At 64.6% G+C, this 24,874-nt stretch carries 30 protein-coding genes; 21 read left to right on the top strand and 9 right to left on the bottom strand.

Features of this window, described 5'->3' with window-relative positions:
• The first annotated feature begins 31 nt into the window (after positions 1 to 31).
• The 3 genes from QTI45_RS11380 to QTI45_RS11370 are packed head-to-tail and all read left to right on the top strand — an operon-like array spanning position 32 to position 1,559.
• Positions 32 to 523 carry an aminoacyl-tRNA deacylase gene (locus QTI45_RS11380; protein WP_286654416.1) on the top strand — a complete coding sequence of 164 codons (492 nt, stop codon included), beginning with the start codon at positions 32 to 34 and terminating at the stop codon, positions 521 to 523.
• 34 nt (positions 524 to 557) lie between these two features.
• Positions 558 to 1,187 (top strand): glycerol-3-phosphate 1-O-acyltransferase PlsY, encoded by a 630-nt coding sequence (gene plsY, locus QTI45_RS11375; protein ID WP_286368764.1) that lies wholly within the window; start codon positions 558 to 560, stop codon positions 1,185 to 1,187.
• An 18-nt stretch (positions 1,188 to 1,205) separates the two neighbouring features.
• Positions 1,206 to 1,559, top strand: a complete 354-nt coding sequence (locus QTI45_RS11370) for a RidA family protein (RefSeq protein ID WP_286368765.1) — start codon at positions 1,206 to 1,208, stop codon at positions 1,557 to 1,559.
• A 159-nt stretch (positions 1,560 to 1,718) separates the two neighbouring features.
• On the opposite strand, the gene QTI45_RS11365 is transcribed toward QTI45_RS11370, so the two are convergent.
• Together QTI45_RS11365 and QTI45_RS11360 are read right to left on the bottom strand one after the other, a co-directional pair.
• Positions 1,719 to 2,357, bottom strand: a complete 639-nt coding sequence (locus QTI45_RS11365) for a retropepsin-like aspartic protease family protein (protein WP_286654415.1) — start codon at positions 2,355 to 2,357, stop codon at positions 1,719 to 1,721.
• A 7-nt stretch (positions 2,358 to 2,364) separates the two neighbouring features.
• Positions 2,365 to 2,850, bottom strand: a complete 486-nt coding sequence (locus QTI45_RS11360; protein WP_286368767.1) for a YajQ family cyclic di-GMP-binding protein — start codon at positions 2,848 to 2,850, stop codon at positions 2,365 to 2,367.
• A 79-nt stretch (positions 2,851 to 2,929) separates the two neighbouring features.
• Between QTI45_RS11360 and murB the strand changes: the two genes are divergently transcribed.
• On the top strand, positions 2,930 to 3,982 hold the full coding sequence (murB, locus tag QTI45_RS11355; protein WP_286654414.1) for a UDP-N-acetylmuramate dehydrogenase: 1,053 nt from the start codon (positions 2,930 to 2,932) through the stop codon (positions 3,980 to 3,982).
• Between the two features lie 9 nt (positions 3,983 to 3,991).
• On the opposite strand, the gene argG is transcribed toward murB, so the two are convergent.
• The 4 genes from argG to QTI45_RS11335 form a co-directional block, all read right to left on the bottom strand.
• Positions 3,992 to 5,329, bottom strand: coding sequence for an argininosuccinate synthase (gene argG / locus QTI45_RS11350; RefSeq protein WP_286368769.1), 1,338 nt, complete (start codon positions 5,327 to 5,329; stop codon positions 3,992 to 3,994).
• Positions 5,330 to 5,344: 15 nt separating this feature from the next.
• Positions 5,345 to 5,668: a pyrimidine/purine nucleoside phosphorylase gene (gene ppnP, locus QTI45_RS11345; RefSeq protein WP_286368770.1), complete on the bottom strand. Its 324-nt coding sequence runs from the start codon at positions 5,666 to 5,668 to the stop codon at positions 5,345 to 5,347.
• 129 nt (positions 5,669 to 5,797) lie between these two features.
• Entirely contained in the window at positions 5,798 to 6,373 is a 576-nt protein-coding gene (locus tag QTI45_RS11340; protein WP_286654413.1) for a hypothetical protein, read from the bottom strand.
• Positions 6,374 to 6,452: 79 nt separating this feature from the next.
• Entirely contained in the window at positions 6,453 to 6,809 is a 357-nt protein-coding gene (locus QTI45_RS11335) for an ArsC family reductase (RefSeq protein ID WP_286654412.1), read from the bottom strand.
• 413 nt (positions 6,810 to 7,222) lie between these two features.
• On the opposite strand from QTI45_RS11335, the gene QTI45_RS11330 reads away from it, so the two are divergent.
• The 13 genes from QTI45_RS11330 to QTI45_RS11270 all read left to right on the top strand — a co-directional run bounded on the left by QTI45_RS11330 (position 7,223) and on the right by QTI45_RS11270 (position 17,759).
• Entirely contained in the window at positions 7,223 to 7,681 is a 459-nt protein-coding gene (locus QTI45_RS11330; protein ID WP_286654411.1) for a hypothetical protein, read from the top strand.
• A complete protein-coding gene (locus QTI45_RS11325; protein WP_286654410.1) occupies positions 7,678 to 8,121 on the top strand; it encodes a hypothetical protein in 444 nt (147 codons plus the stop codon). Before QTI45_RS11330 ends, QTI45_RS11325 begins: the two co-directional genes overlap by 4 nt.
• Positions 8,122 to 8,337: 216 nt before the next feature.
• A complete protein-coding gene (locus QTI45_RS11320) occupies positions 8,338 to 9,234 on the top strand; it encodes a DNA-primase RepB domain-containing protein (RefSeq protein ID WP_286654409.1) in 897 nt (298 codons plus the stop codon).
• Positions 9,231 to 10,850, top strand: a complete 1,620-nt coding sequence (locus QTI45_RS11315; RefSeq protein WP_286654408.1) for a DUF3987 domain-containing protein — start codon at positions 9,231 to 9,233, stop codon at positions 10,848 to 10,850. The genes QTI45_RS11320 and QTI45_RS11315 overlap by 4 nt, the downstream gene beginning before the upstream one ends.
• Before the next feature lie 191 nt (positions 10,851 to 11,041).
• Complete coding sequence (locus QTI45_RS11310; protein ID WP_286654407.1) at positions 11,042 to 11,725, top strand: hypothetical protein; 684 nt, start codon at positions 11,042 to 11,044, stop codon at positions 11,723 to 11,725.
• Positions 11,726 to 12,439: 714 nt separating this feature from the next.
• On the top strand, positions 12,440 to 12,859 hold the full coding sequence (locus tag QTI45_RS11305; RefSeq protein ID WP_286654406.1) for a hypothetical protein: 420 nt from the start codon (positions 12,440 to 12,442) through the stop codon (positions 12,857 to 12,859).
• Between the two features lie 230 nt (positions 12,860 to 13,089).
• On the top strand, positions 13,090 to 13,362 hold the full coding sequence (locus QTI45_RS11300; protein WP_286654405.1) for a hypothetical protein: 273 nt from the start codon (positions 13,090 to 13,092) through the stop codon (positions 13,360 to 13,362).
• Positions 13,363 to 13,414: 52 nt separating this feature from the next.
• Positions 13,415 to 14,806: a hypothetical protein gene (locus tag QTI45_RS11295; RefSeq protein WP_286654404.1), complete on the top strand. Its 1,392-nt coding sequence runs from the start codon at positions 13,415 to 13,417 to the stop codon at positions 14,804 to 14,806.
• A complete protein-coding gene (locus QTI45_RS11290) occupies positions 14,806 to 16,545 on the top strand; it encodes a hypothetical protein (protein ID WP_286654403.1) in 1,740 nt (579 codons plus the stop codon). The genes QTI45_RS11295 and QTI45_RS11290 overlap by 1 nt, the downstream gene beginning before the upstream one ends.
• Positions 16,542 to 16,772 carry a hypothetical protein gene (locus QTI45_RS11285; protein WP_286654402.1) on the top strand — a complete coding sequence of 77 codons (231 nt, stop codon included), beginning with the start codon at positions 16,542 to 16,544 and terminating at the stop codon, positions 16,770 to 16,772. Before QTI45_RS11290 ends, QTI45_RS11285 begins: the two co-directional genes overlap by 4 nt.
• On the top strand, positions 16,765 to 16,992 hold the full coding sequence (locus QTI45_RS11280) for a hypothetical protein (RefSeq protein WP_286654401.1): 228 nt from the start codon (positions 16,765 to 16,767) through the stop codon (positions 16,990 to 16,992). The genes QTI45_RS11285 and QTI45_RS11280 overlap by 8 nt, the downstream gene beginning before the upstream one ends.
• Positions 16,993 to 17,087: 95 nt before the next feature.
• Positions 17,088 to 17,339 carry a hypothetical protein gene (locus QTI45_RS11275; protein ID WP_286654400.1) on the top strand — a complete coding sequence of 84 codons (252 nt, stop codon included), beginning with the start codon at positions 17,088 to 17,090 and terminating at the stop codon, positions 17,337 to 17,339.
• Positions 17,340 to 17,432: 93 nt separating this feature from the next.
• The gene (locus QTI45_RS11270) at positions 17,433 to 17,759 is read left to right on the top strand and encodes a hypothetical protein (protein ID WP_286654399.1); all 327 of its coding nucleotides are present in this window, start codon (positions 17,433 to 17,435) and stop codon (positions 17,757 to 17,759) included.
• Between the two features lie 170 nt (positions 17,760 to 17,929).
• Here QTI45_RS11270 and QTI45_RS11265 read toward each other — a convergent pair whose 3' ends face one another.
• From QTI45_RS11265 to QTI45_RS11255, 3 genes are all read right to left on the bottom strand, one after another.
• Complete coding sequence (locus QTI45_RS11265; RefSeq protein WP_286654398.1) at positions 17,930 to 18,142, bottom strand: hypothetical protein; 213 nt, start codon at positions 18,140 to 18,142, stop codon at positions 17,930 to 17,932.
• A 242-nt stretch (positions 18,143 to 18,384) separates the two neighbouring features.
• Complete coding sequence (locus tag QTI45_RS11260; protein ID WP_286654397.1) at positions 18,385 to 19,200, bottom strand: hypothetical protein; 816 nt, start codon at positions 19,198 to 19,200, stop codon at positions 18,385 to 18,387.
• A gap of 57 nt (positions 19,201 to 19,257) precedes the next feature.
• The gene (locus QTI45_RS11255) at positions 19,258 to 20,427 is read right to left on the bottom strand and encodes a tyrosine-type recombinase/integrase (RefSeq protein ID WP_286654396.1); all 1,170 of its coding nucleotides are present in this window, start codon (positions 20,425 to 20,427) and stop codon (positions 19,258 to 19,260) included.
• A gap of 208 nt (positions 20,428 to 20,635) precedes the next feature.
• Here QTI45_RS11255 and folC point away from each other — a divergent pair, with 208 nt between their 5' ends.
• From folC to purF, 4 genes are all read left to right on the top strand, one after another.
• A complete protein-coding gene (gene folC / locus QTI45_RS11250; protein WP_286654718.1) occupies positions 20,636 to 21,943 on the top strand; it encodes a bifunctional tetrahydrofolate synthase/dihydrofolate synthase in 1,308 nt (435 codons plus the stop codon).
• A gap of 70 nt (positions 21,944 to 22,013) precedes the next feature.
• A complete protein-coding gene (locus tag QTI45_RS11245) occupies positions 22,014 to 22,859 on the top strand; it encodes an SPOR domain-containing protein (protein WP_286654395.1) in 846 nt (281 codons plus the stop codon).
• Between the two features lie 13 nt (positions 22,860 to 22,872).
• Complete coding sequence (locus QTI45_RS11240) at positions 22,873 to 23,358, top strand: CvpA family protein (RefSeq protein ID WP_286368774.1); 486 nt, start codon at positions 22,873 to 22,875, stop codon at positions 23,356 to 23,358.
• Positions 23,359 to 23,370: 12 nt separating this feature from the next.
• Complete coding sequence (gene purF, locus QTI45_RS11235) at positions 23,371 to 24,873, top strand: amidophosphoribosyltransferase (protein ID WP_286654394.1); 1,503 nt, start codon at positions 23,371 to 23,373, stop codon at positions 24,871 to 24,873.
• Position 24,874: the final 1 nt, after the last annotated feature.

Here is a 24,874-nt window from a genome sequence, read left to right as displayed (position 1 = left end):
TTTTTGCTCTGTCCTCAACTGACTAGAAACCGTGGCCAAGAAGACGCACGTTTCCGAAACCCCCGCCACCCAGCTGCTGCGGGCGAACGGCATCGCCTTCACCGAGCACCCCTACGAGTACCTCGAGCACGGCGGCGCCCAGCACAGCGCCGAGGTGCTGGGCCTCGACCCCTTCACGGTGGTCAAGACGCTGGTGATGCAGGACCAGGACGCCAAGCCGCTGATCGTGCTCATGCACGGCAACCGCACGGTATCGACCAAGAACCTGGCGCGGCAGATCGGCGCCAAGTCGGTCGAGCCCTGCAAGCCCGAGGTCGCGAACCGGCACAGCGGCTACCTGGTCGGCGGCACCTCGCCCTTCGGCACGCGGCGCGCGATGCCGGTCTACATCGAGTCGACCATCCTCGACCTGCCGCGCATCGCGATCAACGGCGGGCGGCGCGGCTACCTGGTGGGCATCGACCCGCAGGTCTGCCTCGGCCTGCTCGGCGCCCGGCCGGTGCATTGCGCGCTGGCAGAATAGCCGGTTGCCTCGAACGGAGGCGCCCGGAGAAACCGTGAGTTCCTACTTTCCCTCGTTGATCGCGATCGTCCTGTCCTACCTGCTGGGATCCCTGTCCTTCGCCGTGATCGTCAGCAAGACCCTCGGCATGGCCGATCCGCGCAGCTACGGCAGCAAGAACCCGGGTGCCACCAACGTGCTGCGCTCGGGCAACAAGGGTGCCGCGCTCGCGACCCTGCTGCTCGACGCGCTCAAGGGCTGGCTGCCGGTGTTCCTGATCCACCGCTTCGGCGCCGACTGGGACCTGGGCGCCGGCACAGCGGCCGTGGCCGGGCTGGCTGCCTTCCTGGGGCACCTGTATCCGGTGTTCTTCGGTTTCCAGGGCGGCAAGGGCGTGGCGACCGCCGCCGGCGCGCTGGTCGGCATCGAGCCGCTGCTGGGCCTGGCGACCGGCGCCACCTGGCTGATCATCGCGGTGTTCTTCCGCTACTCTTCGCTGGCCTCGATCGTGGCGGCCTTCTTCGCGCCGGCCTACTATCTGATCGGTGGCCGGATCGCCTGGCCGCTCGACCTCGCGGTGCTGCTCGTGCTGGTGTCGATCAGCCTGCTGCTGATCTGGCGCCACCGCGAGAACATCCGGCGGCTGCTGGCCGGCACCGAATCCAGGCTCGGCTCCAAGAAATAGCAAACAGGGAAACAAGACATGTCATCCATCCAGCGCTTTCACGTCGGGCCGCGCCTCAGCGAGACCGCGGTCCACAACGGCACGATCTACCTCGCGGGCCAGGTGCCCGACGACCTGTCGCAGGACATCCGCGGCCAGACTGCGCAGGTGCTGGCGATGGTCGACCGCCTGCTGGCCGAGGCCGGCAGCGACAAGTCGCGCATCCTCATGACGCAGATCTTCCTGTCCGACATCACGGACATCGCCGCCATGAACGAGGTCTGGGACGCCTGGATCCCGGCCGGAAACACCCCGCCGCGCGCGACCGTGCAGGCCGCGATGGCCAAGCAGGGCTACAAGATCGAGATCGTGGTGACGGCGGCGGTGGCCTGAGCTCGCCCCCAAGAACAAACCATCGCGCCAGTATTCCCGGCCGGCGCAGCCAGGCCCGTTGGTGAAACACCGCGGAACCGGCTTTGCCGGGCCGCTGGTGTTGCCCCCGGCAGGGGGTGGGAGCCCGGACACGAAGTGCCGGGCAACCTGGGGGCGAGCCTAAAACCGCTTTTCGAGCACCATCTGGTCGGCGTCGCGGCGCATCGAGAAACGGTTGATGAAGCTGTTGCCCAGCAGCACGTAGGGCATCGGCTGCTGCGAGACGATGGCCTCGACGTCGTAGATCTCGACGTCGCCGACCCGCACCGAGGCGAGCCGGACGCGATAGCCCTGGGCGACGCCGTTGGCGGTGTTCATGCGCACCGGCTGGCCCTTGCTGAAATCGAGCCCGATGCGCTGTGCGTCGGCGGCCGACATCGCGATGGTGGTGGCGCCGGTGTCGAGCATGAAATTGACCGTGCGGCCGTTGATGGCCCCCTGCGCCATGAAGTGCCCGCCGCTGCCCACCGGCAGCACGATGCGGGTCCCGCCGCCCGACCCTCCGCCGCCGCCGCCGATGCTCACGGGAGTGTCCATGCGCAGCGCCACCCGCTTGCCGTCGGCCTCGACCGTCGCCTGTTCGCCCTGCAGCGAGACCAGCTTCACGCCCTGGAAGGTCTCGCCGACCGCCAGCGTCTTGGGCGCCCCGCCGTTCACGATCAGGATCGCGCGGCTGCCGATGGTGCCGGTCAGGGTGACCGACTGGGCCTGCGCCAGCGTGCAGGCCGCGGCCAGCAGCAGCGGGATGAGGATCTTCATGGGGCGGTCAGTCCCGGAAGTTGTTGAAGGTGAGCGGCATGTCGGGCACGTCTTTCTTGATCAGTGCCATCGCCGCCTGCAGGTCGTCGCGCTTGGCGCCCGTGATGCGCACCGCGTCGCCCTGGATCGCGGCCTGCACCTTGAGCTTGCTGTCCTTGATCAGGCGCTGGATCTTCTTCGAAGTCTCGGTCTCGATGCCGCTCTTGACCTTGATGACCTGCTTGACCTTGTCGCCGCCGATCTTCTGCACGTCGCCCTTGTCGAGAAAGCGGACGTCGACGCTGCGCTTGGTCAGCTTGGCGCGCAGGATGTCCTCGACCTGGACGAGCTGGAATTCGGCGTCACCGATCATGGTGATCTCCTTGTCCTTGAGCTCGACCGCGGCCGCGGTGCCCTTGAAGTCGAAACGCGTGCCGATTTCCTTGGCGGTGTTCTCGACCGCATTCTTGACCTCGGGCAAGTTGGGTTCACAAACGGTGTCGAAGGACGGCATGGAATAAAGGCTCCGGCAGCAACAAAAAGGAATGAACCGCGCACGGTGTCGCGCGGCGTGCGAATGCGACAATTCTCCCATGATCGTGGAGCACAACGTACCGCTGCAGCAGCACAACAGCTTCGGCATCGTCGCGCGCGCCCAGCACCTGGCGCGCATCACCGGCGAAGCCGACGTCGCGGCGCTGCTGGCCGACGCGCAATGGCGCGACGCGCCCAAGTTCGTGCTGGGCGGCGGCAGCAACATCGTGCTCACCGGCGACGTCAAGCCGCTGGTGCTCAAGGTCGAGATCAAGGGATTGCGGCTGGTCGAGGAAAGCGCCCGGGCCTGGATCGTCGAGGCCGGTGCCGGCGAGATCTGGCACGACACGGTGCAGTGGACGCTGCAGCAGGGCTTTCCGGGCCTCGAGAACCTGGCGCTGATCCCCGGCACCGTGGGCGGCTCGCCGGTGCAGAACATCGGTGCCTACGGGGTCGAGCTGCAGGACCGCTTCGAATCGCTCGATGCCATCGACCTGCAGACCGGCCGCGCCTTCTCGCTCGACGCCGCCCAATGCGCCTTCGGCTACCGCGACTCGGTGTTCAAGCACGCGGCCAGCGGCGACAACGATTTCGGGCTGGCGGGCAGGGCGCTCATCACGCGGGTGCGCTTCCGGCTGCCCAAGCCCTGGAAGCCGGTGCTGGGCTACCTCGACCTCGAGCGCAAGATGGACGAGACCGGCAATTTCCAGCCCGAGGCGATCGAGATCTTCGACTGGATCTGCGCCATCCGCCGCGCCAAGCTGCCCGACTGGCGGGTGCTCGGCAATGCCGGCAGCTTCTTCAAGAACCCGACCGTGACGCCCGAGCAGTGCGCCGACATCATCGCCCGCGACCCGAAGATCGTTCACTACCCGATGGCCGACGGCAGCATCAAGCTGGCGGCCGGCTGGCTGATCGATGCCTGCGGCTGGAAGGGCAAGTCGGTCGGCAACGCCGGCGTCTACGAGCGCCAGGCGCTGGTGCTGGTCAACCGCGGCGGCGCGGCCAACCCGGTGACCGGCGGCGAGGTCATGACGCTGGCCAAGGCGATCCAGACCAGCGTCTACGAGCGCTTCGGAATTCGCCTCGAACCAGAACCCGTCGTGGTCTGACCCCGGCGCCTATTCCTTGTCGTTCGCCAGCTTCGGCAGCGACGCGCCCTTGGCCGCCGACAGCAGCCCGCTCTGGGTGTAGATCGCCAGCTTCTCGCGCGTGTCGACGATGTCGAGGTTGCGCATGGTCAGCTGGCCGATGCGGTCCAGCGGCGTGAACGCGCCTTCGACCTTTTCCATGCTCAGGCGCTCGGGCTTGTAGGTCAGGTTGGGCGACTCGGTGTTGAGCAGCGAGTAGTCGTTGCCGCGGCGCAGCTCGACCGTGACCTCGCCGGTGACGGCACGCGCCACCCAGCGCTGGGCGGTCTCGCGCAGCATGATCGCCTGCGGATCGAACCAGCGGCCCTGGTAGAGCAGGCGGCCGAGCTTCATGCCGTTCATGCGGTACTGCTCGATCGTGTCCTCGTTGTGGATGCCGGTGACCAGGCGCTCGTAGGCCAGGAACAGCAGGGCCAGGCCCGGGGCTTCGTAGATGCCGCGGCTCTTGGCCTCGATGATGCGGTTCTCGATCTGGTCGCTCATGCCCAGGCCGTGGCGCCCGCCGATGCGGTTGGCTTCCAGGATCAGCGCCACCGGGTCGTTGTAGCTCACGCCGTTGAGGGCCACCGGCATGCCTTCCTCGAAGCGCACGCTGACCTCTTCGGCCTTGACCGCCACATCGTCCTTCCAGAAGGCCACGCCCATGATCGGGTTGACGATCTTGATGCCGCTGTTGAGGTGCTCCAGGTCCTTGGCCTCGTGCGTGGCGCCGAGCATGTTGGAGTCGGTGGAGTAGGCCTTCTCGGCCGACATCTTGTAGCCGAAGCCGGCCTGGGTCATGAAGGCCGACATCTCGGCCCGGCCGCCGAGTTCGTCGATGAACAGCTGGTCGAGCCAGGGCTTGTAGATCTTCAGGCTCGGGTTGGTGAGCAGGCCGTAGCGGTAGAAGCGCTCGATGTCGTTGCCCTTGTAGGTGCTGCCGTCGCCCCAGATGTGGACGTCGTCTTCCTTCATGGCCGACACCAGCATCGTGCCGGTCACCGCGCGGCCCAGCGGCGTGGTGTTGAAGTAGGTGATGCCGCCGGTCGAGATGTGGAAGGCGCCGGCCTGCAGCGCGGCGATGCCTTCGTTGGCGAGCTGCGAGCGGCAGTCGATCAGCCGCGCCTTCTCGGCGCCGTACTGCATCGCCTTGCGCGGGATCTCGTCGTAGTCAGGCTCGTCGGGCTGGCCCAGGTTGGCGGTGTAGGCGTAGGGGATCGCGCCCTTGTTGCGCATCCAGTGCAGCGCGGCGCTGGTGTCGAGGCCGCCCGAAAAGGCGATGCCGACCTTCTGGCCGGCGGGAACGTTCTGGAGGATGGTGGAGGACATGCGCGGATTTCCGGTTCAGCCGAAGTGGCAGATGTAGCTGTAGGGCTCGCCGCTGACGCGGATCTGGAAGCTGGAGTTGCCCGGCACGCTGAACTTCTCGCCCGGGCCCGAGGCCAGCCATTCGCTGCTGCCCGCGAGCAGGTACTCGCAGCGGCCGCCGGCGCCTTCCATGATTTCCGGCGCGCCGGTGTTGAAGGTCAGGGTCGACGGCAGGATCACGCCGACCGACTTCTTGCTGCCGTCGGCCAGCGTGAGGTTGTGGCTCACGCATTTGCCGTCGAAATAGACGTTGGCCTTGGTCGAGACCGTGACGCTCTGGAGGTTTTCGGTAGTGCTCATGGATAGAAAGGCCTGGCAATGCCTGCCGCTCGGCAGGCACAGGGCGCGTCCGGAGGAAGCGCGCCCCTGGGGGTTGGCAAAGCCGTGGATTTTAGGCTTGCCGGCCGGCCTTTCGGTCCGAAGCGGGGATCAGCGCCAGCGGCCGTAGCCGCCGCCGCCCCAGCCGCGCGAGTAGCCGAAGCCCAGCGAGATGCCGATCGGCGGGTAGGCGTAGGCGGGCGCCGGGTAGTAGGCCGGCGCCGGGTAGTACACCGGGCCGGGCTGCACGTAGACCGGCGCCGGCGCGTAGACCTGCGCCGGCTGCTGGACATAGACCGGCGGCGCCTGGGCCGGCATGCCGCGGCCCGACACGACCACGCCCGGCTCGGGCACCACGTTGCTCCAGTCCTGCTGCTGCTGCTGCGGGGCGTCGAGCGGGCCGGCGGCCATCTGCGGCTGCGGCGCGACCGGGGAGGGCGTGGCCAGCCCGTAGTCGGTGGAATTCACCCAGATGCTGGCGCCAGGCGGATTGCTGACGCGCGTGTTGTACTGGCGGCCCGCGTACTCGTAGGTCACGTTGTAGCGGATGCTGCCGTTCGATTCGGTCACGGGCGAGCTGCTGATCACCCGTGCCTGCACCTGCTCGGCCTGGGCCAGCGTGCCGAAACCGGCCAGTGCGGCCAGCAGCGACAGGGCGGCTGCGCTGCGAACGGTTTTCTTGTTCATGTCGGATCTCCTGAATTCCCGGGGCGGGGCGCCCTCGCAACCCGGTTGGAGGCAGTTGGGCCTCCGGGGTTCCAAATGTTTACAAAGCGTGGCTTTTCCACCCCGTGGCGTCGAATCCGGTTGTAACGTCCCGGCCGGCGCCCCAGTTGACCACCGGCCGCTTGATCAGGCTGGGGTTGGCCAGCAGCACGGCGCGGGCCGAGGCCGCATCGACCACCGATGCGCGGGTGGCGTCGTCGAGCCGGCGCCAGGTGGTGCCGCGGCGGTTGACCAGCGCCTCCCAGCCCGGAGCGACGAGCCAGCGGTCGAGTTCGGCCTCGGGTACGCCGCTTTTCTTGAAGTCGTGGAAGCTGTAGGCGACGCCTTGTTCATCGAGCCAGGCGCGGGCGCGCTTGACGGTGTCGCAATTCGTAATCCCGTAGAGATTTACTGACATGTCTCTTTCAATGAAAAGGTAGGAACTCACTAGGAATTGAGCGTCGTCACGGCTCGCTCACGATTCTGTCTGCTAGACGAAGTGGACGCACGGCTGGACGACATCGACCCGCCGATTGGTCGCATAGTTTCCGCATGACTCCCGACTACATCACAACCGCTGAGGCGGCGGCGATCCTGCGGACGACACCTGCGGCCCTCTACGTGGCCCATTGCAAACGTCGCCCACATCTGCCCCCACGCTATGTCTTCGGCCGGCGCGTGCTGTACCGACGCGATGAGGTTCTTGCGTCATTGGTACGTGCCGCCTCGTAGCGTCCCAGTCGAGGGGGAACCCGGTAGTTCTGGTTTGGGGTCGAGGGCTACGGTAGAGCTACGGGCTTCGGCGTTCGGGGCCGGCTACTAGGAGTGAAGATGGTGTTCCAAATCCCACAGTCCGAGCTTGTAGGGGGCTGCTACGCGAAGTCGTCCCATTTCGCCCAGGCCGTAGGGCTACCCGGCGCGAGCTTGAACGCTCGCATACATGATGGCTCCCTTCCGCCGTTGCCACCGCCTCTCGACCTTTTCATGGGCGGTCAGCGCGTTTGGGCAGAGGATGACCTCTACCGGTGGATCAAGTTGGTTGACCAGTGGAAGTCAGAACTACCCGCACGCCGTGCAGCGGAACGTGCCGCGGCCAAGGCGCGCCAAGAGCAGATGTACGCCGAACTGCGCGCCAAGGAGGACGCCGAGCGGGAGTGGTCCCGCGAGCAACTGGAGACGAGCCGGCATACCCAAGCGGCGGTGGCGGCCAGCGCCGAGGAAAGCCACCAGCAGGCTCTCGCGTCCGCCGCCAGGACGGAACAACTGGCGGAAATGGGGAGGTTTGGATGATCGTCCCTAACGCTACCGCGCTGTCGTTGGTCGAGGCGTACCTGATCAACGCGGGGCTGAAGACGGAGAACGTCAAGGAGACGCGCTACCCCATCGTTGCTTGGGACGTCATGGACGGTCGCGCCGTCCCAATATCTTTGATCGCACGTCGAGCCGATGCGATCTACGTGGTGTTCGATCCGGCCGCTAAGTGCTGGACGACCGAGGAAGGCGAGGTCATCGACCAATGGACCCAGGTGATTCAACCTCTCTGGAGTACCGACTATGGACGACGACAAAGCACCGAAACCGGCCCCTCACTGGAAGGACCGGATGGCCAAGCTCACGAAGCAGACCCAACTAGCAACCCCGTCGGTCAGCGACCGGTGGGAGGCCTGGCCGGCGGATACGTGCTTCCGGGCCTTGATGAAGCGCCTCGGAGTTGGAAGCCGACCCGATGAAAAGAGACGCCCGCAGGGTCTAGCTGCGGGCGTTCCAAGAGGTCAGATGGAGTAACAAATGCCGAGACCAAGGAGGATTCAAATGAATTAATTCCCCGCCAACCCTAAACCAACCCCTAAGTCTTAATTTCACCTCGGAATTGCGCTGATCGGCTATTCGATTTTAGCCGATTTCCAGAGCCGAGGAAAGCAAAACTTTGACTTGGAGTCTTGGAAATGAGCAGTATTGCGAATTTGTTCGACGGGGACATTGCCGTCAAATTTCTCGAAATACTTCAACCCGAGGATGTATTTAATCATCAATTTTGCTTCTTCACGCAAAACCACCCGAAGCAACAAAATGAATACGGCAAATTCGGTGATGTTTACGAGCGGTTGATCCGCTGGAACGAAAAAGGCTACAACGTTTATGTCTGTGTAAACGCCATCGACGTGCCGTGCTACGACGATGGCTACCCCCGCCGCCGAGCCAAGGACGTGAACCGAATTCGGGCCTGCTTCGCCGACTTCGACGACCCGACCAAGCCGCTGCCCGTTTTCCCGCTGGAGCCATCCATGTTGGTCTCCACGTCGCCGGGGAAGCACCACGCCTACTGGGCGACGGATGACCTGACGCTCGATCAGTTCGACCGCGTGCAGCGCGGCATCATCGCGGCGTACGGCTCCGACCCGACCATCAAGGATCGCTGCCGCGCTATGCGCGTTGCAGGCTTCGCGCACGTGAAGGACATAGCGAACCCCAACGCGGTCCGTTTGATCGCCTCTGCGGGCCGCAGATACACCGCCGATCAACTGCTCGAAGCGTTCCCTGCGCCGCAGCCTGCTGCGCCTGGCTACCGGACGGCGAACACGACCGCCGCGATGGGCGACGACCGCCGTGTGTTCCAGATCGTTTCGGACACCTACCCCGAGCGATCCCCCGGCATGTTCGACGTGGCCTGCCCTTGGGGCGTTCACGACACAGACGGCAAGACCTCTACCACCTACTTCGCGCCGAGCGACGGCAACAACTGGCGCGGTGGCTTCAAGTGCTGGCACGCCAAGTGCGCTGGCCGGCGCATCGGTGACTACGTGGAGAAGATCATGCAGATCGTTCGGGAGGGACGGTCATGAGCGAGCAGGACAAAAACATCAAGCTGGTCGTCAACAACGAGATCCAAGACGAGCTGAGCGCTGAGCAGCAGATCAAGGTCGGCAATATTGTCGATCCGCGTTTCCGCCTCGACGGCGCACCGGTCTACAAGTACGGCCAGTTGCCGAAGAAGGTCGAAAACTACATCAAGAACTGCATCGCTAGTTGGGGCGGCGACTCGGGCGCGTACGTCTGCGCTGTCCCCGCCGTGTTCTCGTCGCTCTTGAGTAACACGGTCTTGACGCAGACCAATCCGCTCGCCCCGAACAAGTGGCGGATCGTCAACGACTTCACCTGCTCGGTCGGCGACACCGGCGTGAAGAAGTCGGGTGTCTTCAAGGACATGACTTTGTTCCAGCGCGAGTGGGACGAGATCATCTCCAGAAACAAGACTGAGGAAACCAAGGACCACCCCACGGTCGCGTTCTTACAAACGGCCAGCCTGGAGGCGATGCTAGACCAGCTAGAGGACAACAAGGGCGAGCCTTTGATGATCGGCTGCGATGAAGCGTTCATGTTCTACGACGGCGCGGGCGCCCACCACCAGGACAAGGGCAACGACATGATGTCGCACATGGTTTGCAGCCTTCATGACGGCGTGAGGTTCCGCAAGCGGCTGCGCACCAAGATGTACGACATAGCCAACCTGCGCGGCTCGCTCGTAATGGCTACAACCCTCGACAACTTCCGAGGCTGGAAGGCGCTGCCGAAGATGATCACGAGCGGGATGATGGGGCGACACACGTTCGGCCTCATCACCCGAAACAATTTCAAGAACCGCGACACGTCAGGGCTCCTACCCAGCGCCGAGCGCGAACTCAGGGAATTGTTTAACACGATCCGATCGCTCAAGAATTACCGTTTTGTCTTGGCCGAGGACGCCCACAAGGCATGGTTTCGATATGAAGAGATGCGGGAGGCAGCGACGGCTGAATTGGCGATTGACGGCAAGAAAGGGCTCGCTGCGTGGTGCGGGAAATACGAAACGCGAGTGCTCACGATAGCGCAATTGTTTCAGGTCTGCGAGTACATCGAGGCCGGCAAGAAGGATCACGTGAGTGAGCCTATTGAGGCAGGCAAGGGCGCGATGATCGAAATTCGCACGGTTCAAATCAGCCGCGCCAATCTAAAACGTGCGATTGACCTTCACGAAGGGTTCCTCTACGACACCCAGGAATTCTTCTACAACGCCGTTTCGGCTGAGTCGGAATTCGGTGAGGAAATCATCAATTTGTACTCCAGGCTTGTCGCGAACAAGATGACCTCGATCTCACGTGACGACCTCGCGGGCAGTAAAGGCCCGAATTGCCTACGTGGAGCAATTACCCAGGACTTGATCGAAAAGCGGAAGCGGTACGTGCGCATCGTAATGGCCCACGGCGCGGTCGAGCCGGATCACGAGGGAGGCCGGTCATTTAAGAACCCGAGGGCAGATGACGAGTGCGCGAATTACGTGATCCCCCCGGAATTTCATTTGAAGTTTTCAAGCGAAGCGGACCAGCGGTGGTTCGGGGAGCATTACGCGAAGCTCAGTGCGAGGCTGGATAAGAATTTCAAGCGTCGAGTGCTTACGTTGGATGACGACGATGACGTTTGAATCGAAAACCTCGAAATCCTCTGGGTTTCGATTCGTCAGGGGAATTCGAGGAATCGAGGTCAGAAATCTGGGCTTTTTGGTTCGAAATCCCCGAAAACCCCTGGATTTTTGGGGGGGGGTTACCTTCGAAAAGAATGGGTTATGTAGACCTCTCTACGCGAGAGGATTCCGAGGAATTCGATTCAAGTTAAGTGTGGCTCTACGCTTGGGAAAAAACAGGGCATGCCGCCATCAACGCAAGGAAATCTATGTTGTATTTCTGGACCCCGCAGGATTACCTAGACAAGCTCTGCACAGCCGATCAGGTTGGGCTCGCACGCGACCCAGCGGTCCTGCCCACGGTGAACGCGGACGGCTCAGCGCTGACCGCCCGTGAGTACGCCCGGTCGGTTTCCCACCACGCGGTACAGGCTCTGCTCGATGTACTTCGTACAGGCTCGCCTGACGCCCGCATCAAGGCTGCACAAGCCCTGCTTGACCGTGGTTGGGGGAGGGTGCCCGAGGAAGAGCAACGCGAGAGCCGCAGGCCACCTAGCGGTGAGCGCGCCACCTTCACCGCCGCCCAGGTCGAGCAGATCGCTACGGTGATGGCTATCGGGATGGTCGAGAAGGCGGCTGAGGAAGGGACTACTTTCGATAACTCGTTCTTATCGAAAGTAAAAACAGAACCAGAATTGGCCCCGATTCCGACCCCGCCGCCTGCGCCCGAACCGCTCCCGAATTGGTTTGAGCGCAACCTCGGCAAGAGGCCTGTGAAGGCACCTGCGCCGCCAGTTGTGGCCGCTGAACCGAAGTCCCAGGCGGTGTTCTGGGACGGCATTGATCGCCCCGCTGAGGGCGATATCGGCAAGGTCAACCCGAAGAATTGGCACTAGCTAGCCCCGACCTATTGACGCACTGCTAAGCCCCAGTCTGACCAAGATTCTTTCATTCCCCAGGAGAATACCGTCAGCCGCCGCTAGGAATGCGCCGATGGGCCGGATGGTTGGTTCAGGTGGTAGTGGATAAGCCCTGGCCCCACTGGTCGCCTATTGGGCGGTGGTTTGGACTTGGCTCGGTGCTAGCAATTGTGAGGGGGAGGGGTCGAGCGGCGGGTGGGGGGGCTATTTGGCTTGACTGAACAGTGATCGGGTGCGCACATAAAAACTGGGCTTCAAAAAGCCCGGATGACGACACATAAAAACTTGGGTTCAAAAGCCCTGCATTCGGTAATTCTCGCTCAATATTCAGAATTAAAAGGGTGGAACTAAAACCCCTTTGTCGCGCTCGCTTTCTAGGGTAGCCCGCCGTAAAATCGGCTATAGCCTCGCCGTCTTTAATTCCCACCCAATACAACCGGAATTAAACATGTCCTCTCCCCTCGTTCGCTCCCTCTCATTGCGAGAAAGCCTCATAGCCTCGGGACATATCCGCCCCGCAACCCCTGTGCCCCCCGTCACGCCGCCCGAGCACCAGCGGCAGCACGCCCTCCGGACCTCCCGCACCGTCGGCGGCCTCCTGGCCGGGCCGCCTCCCACGCCCAAGGAGCCCTCTCAATGACCTCCCGACTCCCGCCCAACGCGAACCCCCTCAGTCGGCCCCCGGGGGATATGAACGCCCTGGACCCCACAGTAGCCCGCGAATTAACCACCCCGGGCTTCACCAATCGGCTGCGTCGAGCGATCCTGCAAGGTCGCATCTCCTCCGAGCGCGCAGCGGAGTTGGTCGTGGACCTGCGGCAGTTCGCAAGGGCGGAGAACAACGAGCGTTCCCGCCCGGGTGAGTACATGGGCGACGACGCCATGCCCTACCTCCCCATGCCCTTCGCCAATCGGGAGCAGCACCGCCCTGACCGCGCCCCGGGCACTCCTACCCATGCGATCTTGAAACAAGCGACCGACAACATCGACGCCGACACGGTCACCGAGGGGCTCCAAAGCCGTCTCGGCGTTGACCGCGTTGACATTACGGCCCCGCCGACGCTCCACGAGACCATCGAGGCCGCGTACCGACTTCATACCGGCGAGTAGAAAAGTGCCCAGCGTCCCGTTCAACCCGACGACGAACGAGAACCCGTTCAGCCCCGTCCTCTCGCCGCTGGAGATGGCCGCTGTCGACTACACGTCCACGCCGCCGAACTGGGGCGAGCCCGCCACGCCGGCCCAGATGACTTGGATCATCAACTGGTGCCTCGTCAACGTACCCGGCTATGTGCCCCCCGTAGACCCCAACGCCCCGCCTCTCATCTAGGAGATCAACCATGCCCGCCGTCTATGGTTCCGCAACGATCAACAACATCGCCTCCCTCGGCAACGCCCTGCCGGTGCAGGACATGATCGGCACCACCCCTGAACTGCGCGCCAACGCGGGCGGCAACATGCAGAACGGCCACGTTGGGGCCGCAGAGGACGTGGTCGTGACGCCACCGTCCGCCGCCGCCCTCATAGCCGCGCAGGACACGCCGGCTATCGACAGCAACTCCGACCCGCTCACGTGGGACATCCCGACCGGCACGTGGGGGCCGAACCCGTAATCCGATCTCGCTCTCGCTCTCGCTCTCGCTCTCGCTCATAGGAGACAGCGCCATGCCTCTTGATCCCGTTGACCTCTACGCCGAGGGCGACACCTCGACCAGCTTCCTGAACCCGACGCTCATGCAGCAGCAAGACGCGCTCGCCCGCCGCAAGGCGCTCCTGCTTCTCCAGGCCAAGGACGCCGCCAACCGCACCGGCCTCTACGCCGCCCCCCAGGCCCCCGAGGCGCAGCCCGGGTTCGTCTCCGCCGTCCGCGAGGCCAACGGCGCGCGGATCATCGGCAAGCTGCCCCGTGTTTCTCCGTTGGCCGCCGCTGTGCCGTTCGCCGCCGAGCTTGGCGATGCAATCAAGGAGCGGCTGTACGAGAAGGACGAGAGCGGCTATCAACGGATGGAGCAGGACGCCGCCCGCCGTCACATGGCCGAACAGCCCCCGGACACGGCCGACCCGCGAGTCAAGCTGCAGTGGGCTCAGCGAGGCACACAAATCCCATCTCTCGCGCCTGTGATGCAGGCGTACGCCCAGGACGGGCTCATCAAGGCACCGGAGCGGGCCGAGGCGCGTGCCTTGGCACGGGACAAGCTTGTCGCCGAGGACGCCCGAGCCGAGGCGGCCAACGCGGCCCGCGTCCGTGCGGCCGAGATTGCTGCGGGCAAGCCGGAGACGCTGACCCCCATCATCAACGACCAAGGCATCGTCACCGGCACGTTCGGGACGAAAACGGGCAGGGTCACGCCAACCGGTGGCGGCGCGGCGGCTACGGGCACGGGCGTCCTCCCCGTTCGGGGGAAGTCCAGTGAGGCGAACCAGAAGCGGGTGGCCGAGTCGGAGAAGTCGATCAAGAACGCCCGGGAGGCGCTTGCGACGCTCGACAAGATGGCGCCTCACTTCGGCACCGCGACGACCACGATGGGGCGCAACATACTCAACGAGGGCAAGGCGCTGTACTCGGACGCTGCGCCGTCCGATGCTGTTGCGCTCGATCAATTGAAGCTCTACTCGGCCCAACTTGCCAAGTTCGCCGACCGCTCGATGTTCGGCCCCGGCTTCACCAACGCTGACGTGGAGGCCATCCGGGAGTCGGTTGGCGCGCTTCAACGTCCGATCTCAGCGACCCGCCGCGCCGCCATCGGGGCGACCTTGCGTGAGATTTTCGAGCGCCAAGCTCGCGGCGGATCGACCAGCGACGAGACAGGTGTAGACAACCCACGCGCCGACGTGGAGAACGCGATCCGCCAGCACTCGACCCCCGAGCCTCGCAACCCGAGGAACTACAAGCCGCCGCCAGCCGGTAGTGTGGATACCTCCGCGCTGATTCAGCAGTGGAAGGATGAAACGCCTGCGCGCCGCCCGCTGGTCGAGCAACGGATGCTAGGCATGACCTACAAGGGTCGGACGTACCTGGGCGGCGATCCGTCGAAGCCGTCCAGCTGGAGCAAGTGATGGCCGAGCCGTGGGAAGACTTCCAACCCGCCGCCAAGGGCGAGCCTTGGAACGACTTCAAGGCCCCTCCGCGTGTCGAGGTTCGCGGCACGTCCGTCGATGAGCCGTCCTTGCGCGAGCGGTTGGAGACGGCGCTCAAGCCCGAGCCGGGGGGCTTCATGGACGTGCTCGGGACCGGTGTAGCTGACCTCGGTGTTGGGATCGCCCGCGGCGCGAAGAACATCGTGACCGGGAGCGACAAGGTGATCACGGATATTGCGGGGCTCAAACACGCCCGACCGCAGCCGACCGAGGCGCTTGACGCCGCGTACGACCGGACCGGAATGATGGGCGGTGTCGGGAACGTGGTCCCCGAGTTGGCCCTGACCGCGGTCCCCATCGCTCGCGCCGCCAAGGTCGCCAGTGCGTTCCCCCGTGCGCTCGGCCTTTCACGCGCCGCGCCGCTTGTCGGCGACGTTGCGGCCAACGCGGGCTACGAGGCGGCCAAAGCGGGCTTGAGTGGGGGCGACCCTGGTGACGCGGCCTGGAAGGGCGCAGGCGGTGCTGCTGGTGGGCGCATGGCTGGGAATCTGATCGGGCGGATGACGGGCGGGATCACCGCCGAGGCTCAACAGCTTCTCAAGCGTGGCATCACACCGAGCCCAGGACAAGCCTTCGGCGGTGAGGGCATCGTCGCCGGTGCGGAGCGCACGTTGTCGAGCTTCCCATTGGCGGGAGCCGCTGTTGACCGGGCAAAGAAGCGTGCCCTGAAGCAGTACAGCGAGGCCGAGATTGACCAAGCCCTCAAGGAGACGGGCATCCCCCATGACGGCTCGGGCTTCAAGGCGGTGCGCCAGATCAACGCCCAGATTGACCAAGCGTACGAGCGCGTTAAGCCCCAGACGTTCCTGACTCCGCAGGACGTAAAGCGCGCCGCAGGGCAGACGCAGCAAGCCGTTCGATCCATCCCGCTTCTGACCGACGCCCAAGAGGGAGTTGTCGCCCGCTACTACGCCCAGAAGATCGCGCCGTTGGTCCAGAAGGGCAATGCGATCGACGGCGTGACCGCCAAGAAGATCGACCGTGAAATTGGTGAGTTCGCCCGCTCGCACGCCCATAGCGACAACCCGGCCGACCATCCGCTCGGGATGGCGTTCTACGCGCTCCAGTCGAACATGCGGGATGCGCTCAAGAGCAACGATCCCCAGGTGCTGCAAATGCTGACGCAGCTCAACGGGGCGTACAAGCGAATGCTCCCCGTCAACATCGCCACCGAGCGGGCCACCGGCACGCGGGGGCAGTTCACGCCGGATCAGTTCCGTGCCGCCTCGACGCGCTCCAAGGTATCAGCCCGTGATCCCCGCCTCGCGCTCAACGACGCAGCACGGGAGACGTTGAACGAGCCGGGGACCGGCCTCAGCCGTTCCTTGTCTCGCAATCTCGGAGTGCCTGGTCTCGGCGCGGCGGCTGCGGCAGGGGCTCACATGGCGGGCGTACCGGCCCCTGTCGTCGCTGGTGGTGCGGCTGCTCTCGGCCTCGGCGGCACCGCTCTCTCCCATGCGCTCTACAGCGAGACGGGCATCCGCATGATGATCGGCGCGATGAGTCTCCCCGCGCAGACCCGCCAATGGGTGGAGAAGCTGTCGCCTGAGATGCAGGCCGAGTTCGTTCAGCGCATGGTTCATCAGGTGCCCGAGCTAAAGCAACTCGCCGCTCAGGTTGGTAGCCACATCGCCGCCCAACAGGGAGTCCAACCGTGAGCTACTACGAACGCGACGATGCACGGATCGCTCGGCTGCTCTCCGAGGCTGAGCGGCTGATCGAGGCCCGCCGCAAGACCAAGCGGCCTGCGAACCCGGTCAGCTTCGGCGATGAGGACGACGAGAACAAGCCGGTGTCGGAGACGGAGAGCGTTGTCCGCACGCTCCTGCGACGGTTGAAGCGCCGGGACGAAACGGGCGCGGGCTCGGGAGAGGATGATGACTAACGTCGAGTTCATCGCCGAGCTTGGCCCGATCTGCTCCGAGGGTGGTTATTGGAACGCGGCCCTCTTTGTCGACCAAGCCGGGGACTATTGGGCGGTTCATACGTTCGTGCCCCCGGACGGTGACTGGACTTGCTGGAGCCAACCGCTCGTGTCTCTCGACCGGGAGGGGGCTGCGGCCGAGGCGACCCACAACGCATTCGTCCCCGCCTACCTCAACTGACAATGCCTTGGGACGCTCCCCTCTCAGACGGTCCCGAGGTTCCACCCCTCGCGCCCGGTCTGCCCCATACGCCCCTGTCCGCGCTCCAAGAGTTGATGCTCGCCGCCGTGACGCAGGGGCTCGCCGACGATGACGATAGGTTCGTGTGCTCCCCATGGTTCATCCATATGTGCTGCTACATCGGGCTCGACCCAGATACGGCGCTGCGCATCAAGATCGCCTACCTCAAGGGCGAGGTTGATCCCAAGCGGCTCACGATGACGAACCTGCACGCCGAGCGGTACAGGGGGAAAGACCCCCGGTCAGGGCAGGAGGCTCACTGGAGAAGCTGGTCGGCGGTGTCGTAGTGCTGCTATAACCTGCGGCGATCTGCTGGGCGGTCGACTGCCGGAGGGACTATGAGAACGACTCGATATTTGCTTGTGATACTTGCGCTTTGCATGCCAACATTTGCTGCGCATTCACAAGCGGGCTCAGCGCCCGGATTGCAGCCATACACGCCTACGCGGATTGAATGGCTGGAAGTCGTGTGCAACGGACAGCTTCGCGCCGAGCGCACCAGTGAGCGTCCGTACAGCCTGTCGATCGTTCAATCCGATCATGAGACGCTTCTGATCTTCGTCCGATATGTGCCATCTATGTCCGGGACAGATCGGACTAACATGAACAGGGACATCGACACGGCCCGCGAAGTAATCAAGATCACCGCTAAAAGTTTCGGTTGGGACAAGTGGCTGAAAGTGAAAGAGGACGTGCTGGCGAGGTGAGTTCGGCTCGTTCGCCGGATCGAAGGCCTCAGCGGCCTCGGCTACGACAAATTTTTCGGGGACCTCTGTACCTCTGGGCTAGCTCGGCCCGAAAGCGTCTCTGCGCTCGATCGCCGTCCAGCGCTGGCGATTCCTAGCCCCGGTCGGCCCCCGGGTTCCCGGTCGGCGGGCTACGTCAGATGAGCGAGCTTCAAGATCGCCGCCGCGACCACAGCGAAGAACACGTACCACATGCCCTTCTTGATCTCGGGCCGGTGTTCCTGCCAGAAGCGGCGAGCCGGTGGGGTCGAGATGCCGATGAAAACCACGGGGCTGTTGGGCGGGTTCTTGTAGACCTCGCCGTCCCAATGTTTTGTCTTGAACTGCTTGAACCAGGTTGCCATTGCGATTTCCGCGTTGTTGTCCTGGTAGAAGATGATATGCACCGTTTGGCCGTTGTCACGTGGACAAGGCTGTGAATAACCAGTGATCTTCCGGTGCAGTACGCGGGACAAAAGGCCTTGTAGCCCGCGTCCTTGAGCGAAGCTGACGCTGGAATTACAAAAATTGCCTGGAAAATAAGCACTCCGTGTGTCGCGTCCTTGTTGTCAGAGACACATTTACTTACGAATTCACCTTGGCGGCACTACTCGATTGACGGCCCGCTGGGCTCTTTCGGAATCACGTCAAGCAAGGCATTGCGCAAGTTGGGCCTCGCCGCCATCGCGGCCCGAGCGTCGATGGCTACCTCCTTGGGTTTCGGCATGAGTTCGTCTTGGAGTTTTAGTACCTGCTTACGCCGGTCGGCGCGAAGTGCGGGCACCACGTAGATCTCATGCAGTACTTCGCGGATCGAAGCGAGCATTACCCGGAGATGTTTCGCAGCCCAGTTATCCAGAGCGTTCTCGTGAACCTTTGTACTGGTCATCGACTGGATCGAGAGCAGGGTGTCGAAGAACGTGCCGTCAACGGCCGGATAGACCTCCTTCAAGGCCTTCACTCGATCTTCGTAGTTGGCCCCCTCGACCTTGGCGAGCTTGGCGAGTTCGTAAATGAGCTTGCGAGCGCACGCGGACGCCCCGGTCAGGAAGTTGCTCTTGAGGCATCCGTCGGCTTCGGTGATGAGATCGCGAAGAACCGAGGGGATTCGGTCGTCCAACACGAAGAACGACGTAGGCACCGAGAAGAAGAAGCGCGAATCAAGGTCCTTCAAGTCGTCGTCGAACCGACTAAAGGAGTTCGTGAAATACGTTGTTTTCAAGTCCTGGAAGGACAGGTGCATGGAAGTGTTGTTGCACGAACGACAGTAGGCGAAGTAGGCCCAGCATTGCTTGTCCTTCGTCCAGTCAAACGCAGTCTTGCTTGTGATCGCATAGGTCACGTGTCGCCGATTGCAGTAGGGACAGTTGTAGATCGTGTTGTCAATGAAGTAGAGGCTGTCGAGGTGCGACTGGTCGGTCATGCGATGGCTCCAGGATATTTGCGCGCCATTGTGCCGGGTGACCGCTGCGACTCGTGCTTAGCCCACCTTCGCCAGCGCCTCGCGGATCGCCTCATCGCTCACCACGGCGTAGTGGCGCATCGTCGTCGCCGCGTTCTTGTGGCCTAGCATCTTCGCCACCACCGTGATCGGCACGCCGCCATTGACGAGCACGCTGCCGAACGAGCGGCGCAGGTCATGGATCGTCGTATGGGCGGTGATGCCCGCCTTGGCGAGTACCTTGGCGAAGGCGAACGAGGGCTCCACGATATGCCCAGCCGACGAGTTCTTGGGCGAGGGGAAGACCCACTGCTTATGGTTCCCCACCTGGGCTTGGAAGAGGGCGACAGCCTCGGCGTTCAGCAGCACCCGCATCTCGTGCCCCATCTTGCTGTCCTCGGGCGTGATCGTCCAAACCGCTGCGTCGAGGTCAATGTCGGACCACTTCGCTGCAGCAAGGTTTCCCCAGCGAACACCAGTGGCGAGCAGGATGCGGAAGAACGGCCGGACGTAGGGCATGAACGAGGTGTCATCGAGAGCGACCAAGAACGCAGCCCGTTCTTCGGCGGAGAGCCACCGCTGGCGCGGCGGGCTTGCCTTGAGCGCGAGCGACTTGCCGACGTTGTCCCCCTTGTAGATTTTCTTCTTGAGCGCGTAGGCGTAGACGGCCCGGAGTGCCTTGAGCCCTCTCGCCGCCGCCTGCGGCCCGCGAGCCTGCACCCTCCATTTCTCCCCATCCTTCAGCGGGAGAGGGCGCGTGGTCGGTTTCTTCCCCAACAGATTTTGGCGGTCCTCCACGTCACCGGGCGTGATGTCGCCGAGCGCCTTGCCGTACCAGTCTTGGTAGCAAAGGTCGAACATGCGCTCGGCCCAGAACCATTGCTTCTTGCCCTCGGCCTTGAGCTTGAGCGTGTAGGTATCGACCACGCTCCGCAGCGTGACCGGCCCTGCCGGCCGCGTCAGGTCTTCCTCGTTGTGGATCCGTAGGTTGTATTCCTTCGCCTTCGCCAGCGCCTTGTCGTAGGTCAGCGCAGAGGACAACTCCCCGATAGACCGGCGCACGGGTTTCTTGCTAACGGGGTCCCATCTGTACCACTCGAAGATGCGGCTGGAGGCGGTCACGACGAGGCGCAGGCCCTTCTCGTGGCTGTCCTTGTGGACTCCGATGGGGCGCGTGTAGACGTTTGCAGCTGTGAGGTTGTTAATCATGGCGGGGCTAGGCGCAGGCTAGGAATGAAGGAAAGCTAGGGCAATTACGGAATAACGTTCGGCCCCTAGCTTACCCTCATTTCCCCTCTATAGAAGGGTGCGATCGAAACCTAGCGCAATGTCTGGAAATCCCAAGACGGCGTAGCAATTCGGTATGCCGTAGAGGGTTGTCATGCGGCGATGATGCCCGCGCTGCCGGTCGGCGACAATTCCGGGCTCCATGAAAACCCTAGAAGACTGGTTGGCGCACGCCGAGCGCCTGCATCCCAAGAACATCGAACTCGGCCTCGACCGGGTCCGCGCGGTCGCGCAGCGCCTCGGCCTGGCCTTCGACTGCCCGGTCATCACGGTGGCCGGGACCAACGGCAAGGGCTCGACCTGCGCGATGCTCGAGTCGATCATGACGCACGCGGGCTACCGCACCGCGGTGTTCACCTCGCCGCACCTGGTGCGTTTCGAGGAACGGCTGCGCCTGTCCGGCGAGGCGGTCGAAGGCGCCGTGCTGGCGCCCTTCTTCGAGCAGGTGGAGCAGGGCCGCGGCGAGGTCGCGCTGACCTACTTCGAATTCACGACGCTGGCGATCCTGCTGTGCATCGCTGCGGCCAGGCCGGACGTGGCGATCCTCGAGGTCGGGCTGGGCGGCCGGCTGGACGCGGTCAACATCGTCGATGCCGACTGCGCGGTCATCACCAGCATCGACCTCGACCACATGGAATTCCTCGGCAACGACCGCGAGAGCATCGGCTTCGAGAAGGCCGGCGTGATGCGCGCCGGACGGCCGGCGATCGTCAGCGATCCGGTGCCGCCGCAAAGCGTGGTCGACCATGCAGAGGCCATCGGCGCCGATCTCTGGCGCGTCGGCCGCGATTTCAACGTGATGGGCGATCAGCAGCAGTGGGGCTGGAGCGGCCGCGGCCGCCGCTACAGCGGGCTGGCCTATCCGGCGCTGCGCGGCGCCAACCAGCTGGTCAATGCGGCCGGCGTGCTGGCGGCGATCGAATCGCTGCGCCAGCGGCTGCCGATCACCGCCCAGGCGGTGCGCAACGGCCTCGCGATGGTCGAACTGCCGGGCCGCTTCCAGATCGTGCCGGGCGAGCCGGCGCTGGTGCTCGACGTCGCGCACAACCCGCACGCGGTGGCGGCCCTGGCCGAGAACCTCGACGCCATGGGCTTCTATCCGACCACCCACGCGGTCTTCGGCGTCATGGCCGACAAGGATCTGGCGCCGATGTTCGCCCGCATCGGGCCGATTATCGACCGCTGGTACTTCACCGACCTTCCGACGGCGCGCGCCGCCCGGGCCGACGACCTGATCGCGCGCTGGCAGGCCCAGAACACGCGCAAGGATGTCTCGGCCAGCGTCCACGGCGCGCCCATGGAAGCGCTCCAGGCCGCCATCGAGCGCGCGGACCCCGCTGATAGAATCGTGGTCTTCGGATCGTTCTTCACCGTGGGTGGTGTGCTCGAGCACGGAACACCCCGTCTGGGCGCCAGGCACCTGTCACCCGGCTCCTGAAACAGCCTGATTTCCGGCGCCCTCTCCTCCAGTTTCAACCGCAAGCTGCATCCCCAGGAAAACGAACTTCATGGCGTTCTTCAAGTTCCGCGCTCGCGGGCCTCAAGGCAACGAAGGGCGAAGCACCGTCGCCGCCGCGCCGGCGGAGAGCATCGAGGCGATGCGCCGCCGCGCACGCCACCGTCTGCTGGGCGCAGCCGTCCTGGTGCTGATCGGCGTGATCGGTTTCCCGCTGCTCTTCGATACCCAGCCGCGCCCGATCTCGGTCGACATCCCGATCGAGATTCCCGACCGCAACAAGGCCAAGCCGCTGGCCCTGCCTGCCACCCCGGCACCGGCTGCGCCGGCCGCCGACAAGCCCGTGTCCGCGGCCCCCGCGAGTCCGGATGGCGGCATGATCACCGAGTCGGCCGACGGCACCGAGATCCCGGCGAGCAGGCCGGTCGCGGAAGCCGCACCCGAAAGCCGGCCGGCAGCCGCGAAGCCGGAAGCCAAGCCCGAGCCCAAGCCCGAACCGAAGCCCAGGCCCGAAGCCAGGGCCGAGGCCAAGCCCGAACCCAAGCCGGAGCCCAAGCCCGCCGCGCCGAAGCCGGCCACCCCGGATGAAGCCGCCCGCGCCCGCGCGCTGCTCGAGGGCAAGCCGACGGCGGCTGTCGCAGCCGCTGCCGCCAAGCCGGCCGACGAGAACGGCCGCTTCGTGGTCCAGGTCGGCGCCTTCGCCGACGCCGACAAGGCCAAGGAAGTACGCCAGAAGCTTGAAAAGGCCGGGCTCAAGACCTATACCAGCGTCGCCAAGACGGCCGATGGCGAGCGCACGCGGGTGCGTGTCGGCCCCTTCGGCAATCGCGCCGAGGCTGACCGCGCTGCGGCCAAGGTCAAGGGCTTGTCTTTGTCGGCCGCCGTCCTCAGCTTGTAGGCTCGCGGACGACGTGGCCACGCTCGACTGGATTGCCGTCGCGCTGATCGTGGTGTCGATGCTGCTGGGCCTGGTGCGAGGTCTGGTGTTCGAGGTGATATCGCTGACCGGCTGGGTCGTGGCCTTCGTGGCCGCCCAGTGGCTGGCCGAGGACGTGGGGCGCTGGCTGCCGATCGGCGACCCGGCCGCGAGCTGGCGCTATGCCGCCGGTTTCGTGCTGGTGTTCGTCGGCGTGGCCTTCGGTGTCGGGCTGCTGGCGGCGCTGACGCGCAAGCTGGTCGCCGCGGTCGGGCTGCGGCCGGTGGACCGGATCCTCGGCGGCGTGTTCGGCGCGGCGCGCGGCGCGGTGGCGATGCTCGCCGTCGCGGTGTGTGTGCATTTGCTGGCGTTGAGCGACAGTGCCTGGTGGCACGGATCGCGCAGCGCCATTGTTCTTGATGCGGCATTGCAGGGCCTGAAACCCGCGCTGCCTGATAAGTTGGCAAGCTACCTGCCCTGAGAGGATCGCTTCATGTGTGGAATCGTCGGCGTTGTCAGCAACGCTCCCGTCAATCAACTGCTCTACGACGCCTTGCTGCTGCTGCAGCACCGCGGCCAGGATGCCGCCGGCATCGTGACGCTGCTGGAGCGCAAGTTCTTCATGCACAAGGCCAAGGGCATGGTGCGCGATGTCTTCCGCACCCGCAACATGCGCGGCCTGCCGGGCGACGTCGGCCTCGGCCAGGTGCGCTACCCGACCGCCGGCAATGCCTACAGCGAGGAAGAGGCGCAGCCCTTCTACGTCAACGCGCCCTTCGGCATCGTGCTGGTGCACAACGGCAACCTCACCAACGCGCACGCGCTGCGGGCCGAGCTGTTCTCCACCGACCACCGCCACACCAACACCGAGAGCGATTCCGAGGTGCTGCTGAACGTGCTGGCCCATGAGCTCGACCGCGCCACCCGCGGCCGCCTGCTCGATTCGGCCACCCTGTTCGAGGCGGTGCGCAACACCCAGCGCCGCCTGCGGGGCTCCTATGCGGTGGTGGCGCTGATCGCCGGCCACGGCCTGCTGGCCTTCCGCGACCCCTACGGCATCCGGCCGCTGGCCATGGGCCGCAATGCCGACGGCACCGTGATGGTGGCCAGCGAATCGGTCGCGCTCGAAGGCTCGGGCCATGTGTTCGAGCGCAACATCGCACCGGGCGAGGCGGTCTTCATCGACCTGCAGGGCCAGGTGCATGCCGAGCAATGCGCCGACGCGCCCACGCTCAACCCCTGCATCTTCGAGTTCGTCTATTTGGCGCGTCCGGATTCGGTGCTCGACGGCATCTCGGTCTACCAGGCTCGCCTGAACCTCGGCGAAACACTGGCCAAGCGCGTGGTCTCGACCGTGCCGCCGAGCGAGATCGACGTCATCATCCCGATCCCCGAATCGAGCCGGCCGAGCGCGACGCAGCTGGCACACCTGCTGGGCGTGCCGTACCGCGAAGGCTTCGTCAAGAACCGCTACGTCGGCCGCACCTTCATCATGCCGGGGCAGGGCGTGCGCAAGAAGTCGGTGCGCCAGAAGCTCAACGTGATCGCGAGCGAATTCAAGGGCCGCAACGTGCTGCTGGTCGACGACTCGATCGTGCGCGGCACCACCAGCCGCGAGATCGTGCAGATGGCGCGCGACGCCGGTGCGCGCAAGGTGTACCTCGCGAGCGCGGCGCCGCCGGTGCGCTATCCCAACGTCTACGGCATCGACATGCCGACCAAGGACGAGCTGGTGGCGCACGACCGCACGGTCGAGGAGATCCGCGAGCTGATCGGCTGCGATGCGCTGATCTACCAGGACGTCGACGCCATGAAGCGCGCCATCGGCTCGCTGAACCCGAAGCTCGACGGCTTCGATGCCTCCTGCTTCGACGGCGTGTACGTCACGGGCGACATCGACACCGAGGCCATCTCGCGCATGAACGGCAACCGGCCGCGCATCGAGGAGACCGGAGAAGACTCGTCGCGCCTCGCGCTGCCCAACCTTGCCGAGTGAG

The sequence above is a fragment of the Variovorax saccharolyticus genome (assembly GCF_030316765.1).
Classification (GTDB): Bacteria; Pseudomonadota; Gammaproteobacteria; order Burkholderiales; family Burkholderiaceae_C; genus Variovorax; species Variovorax saccharolyticus.
This window is presented reverse-complemented; position numbering and strand designations above follow the sequence as displayed.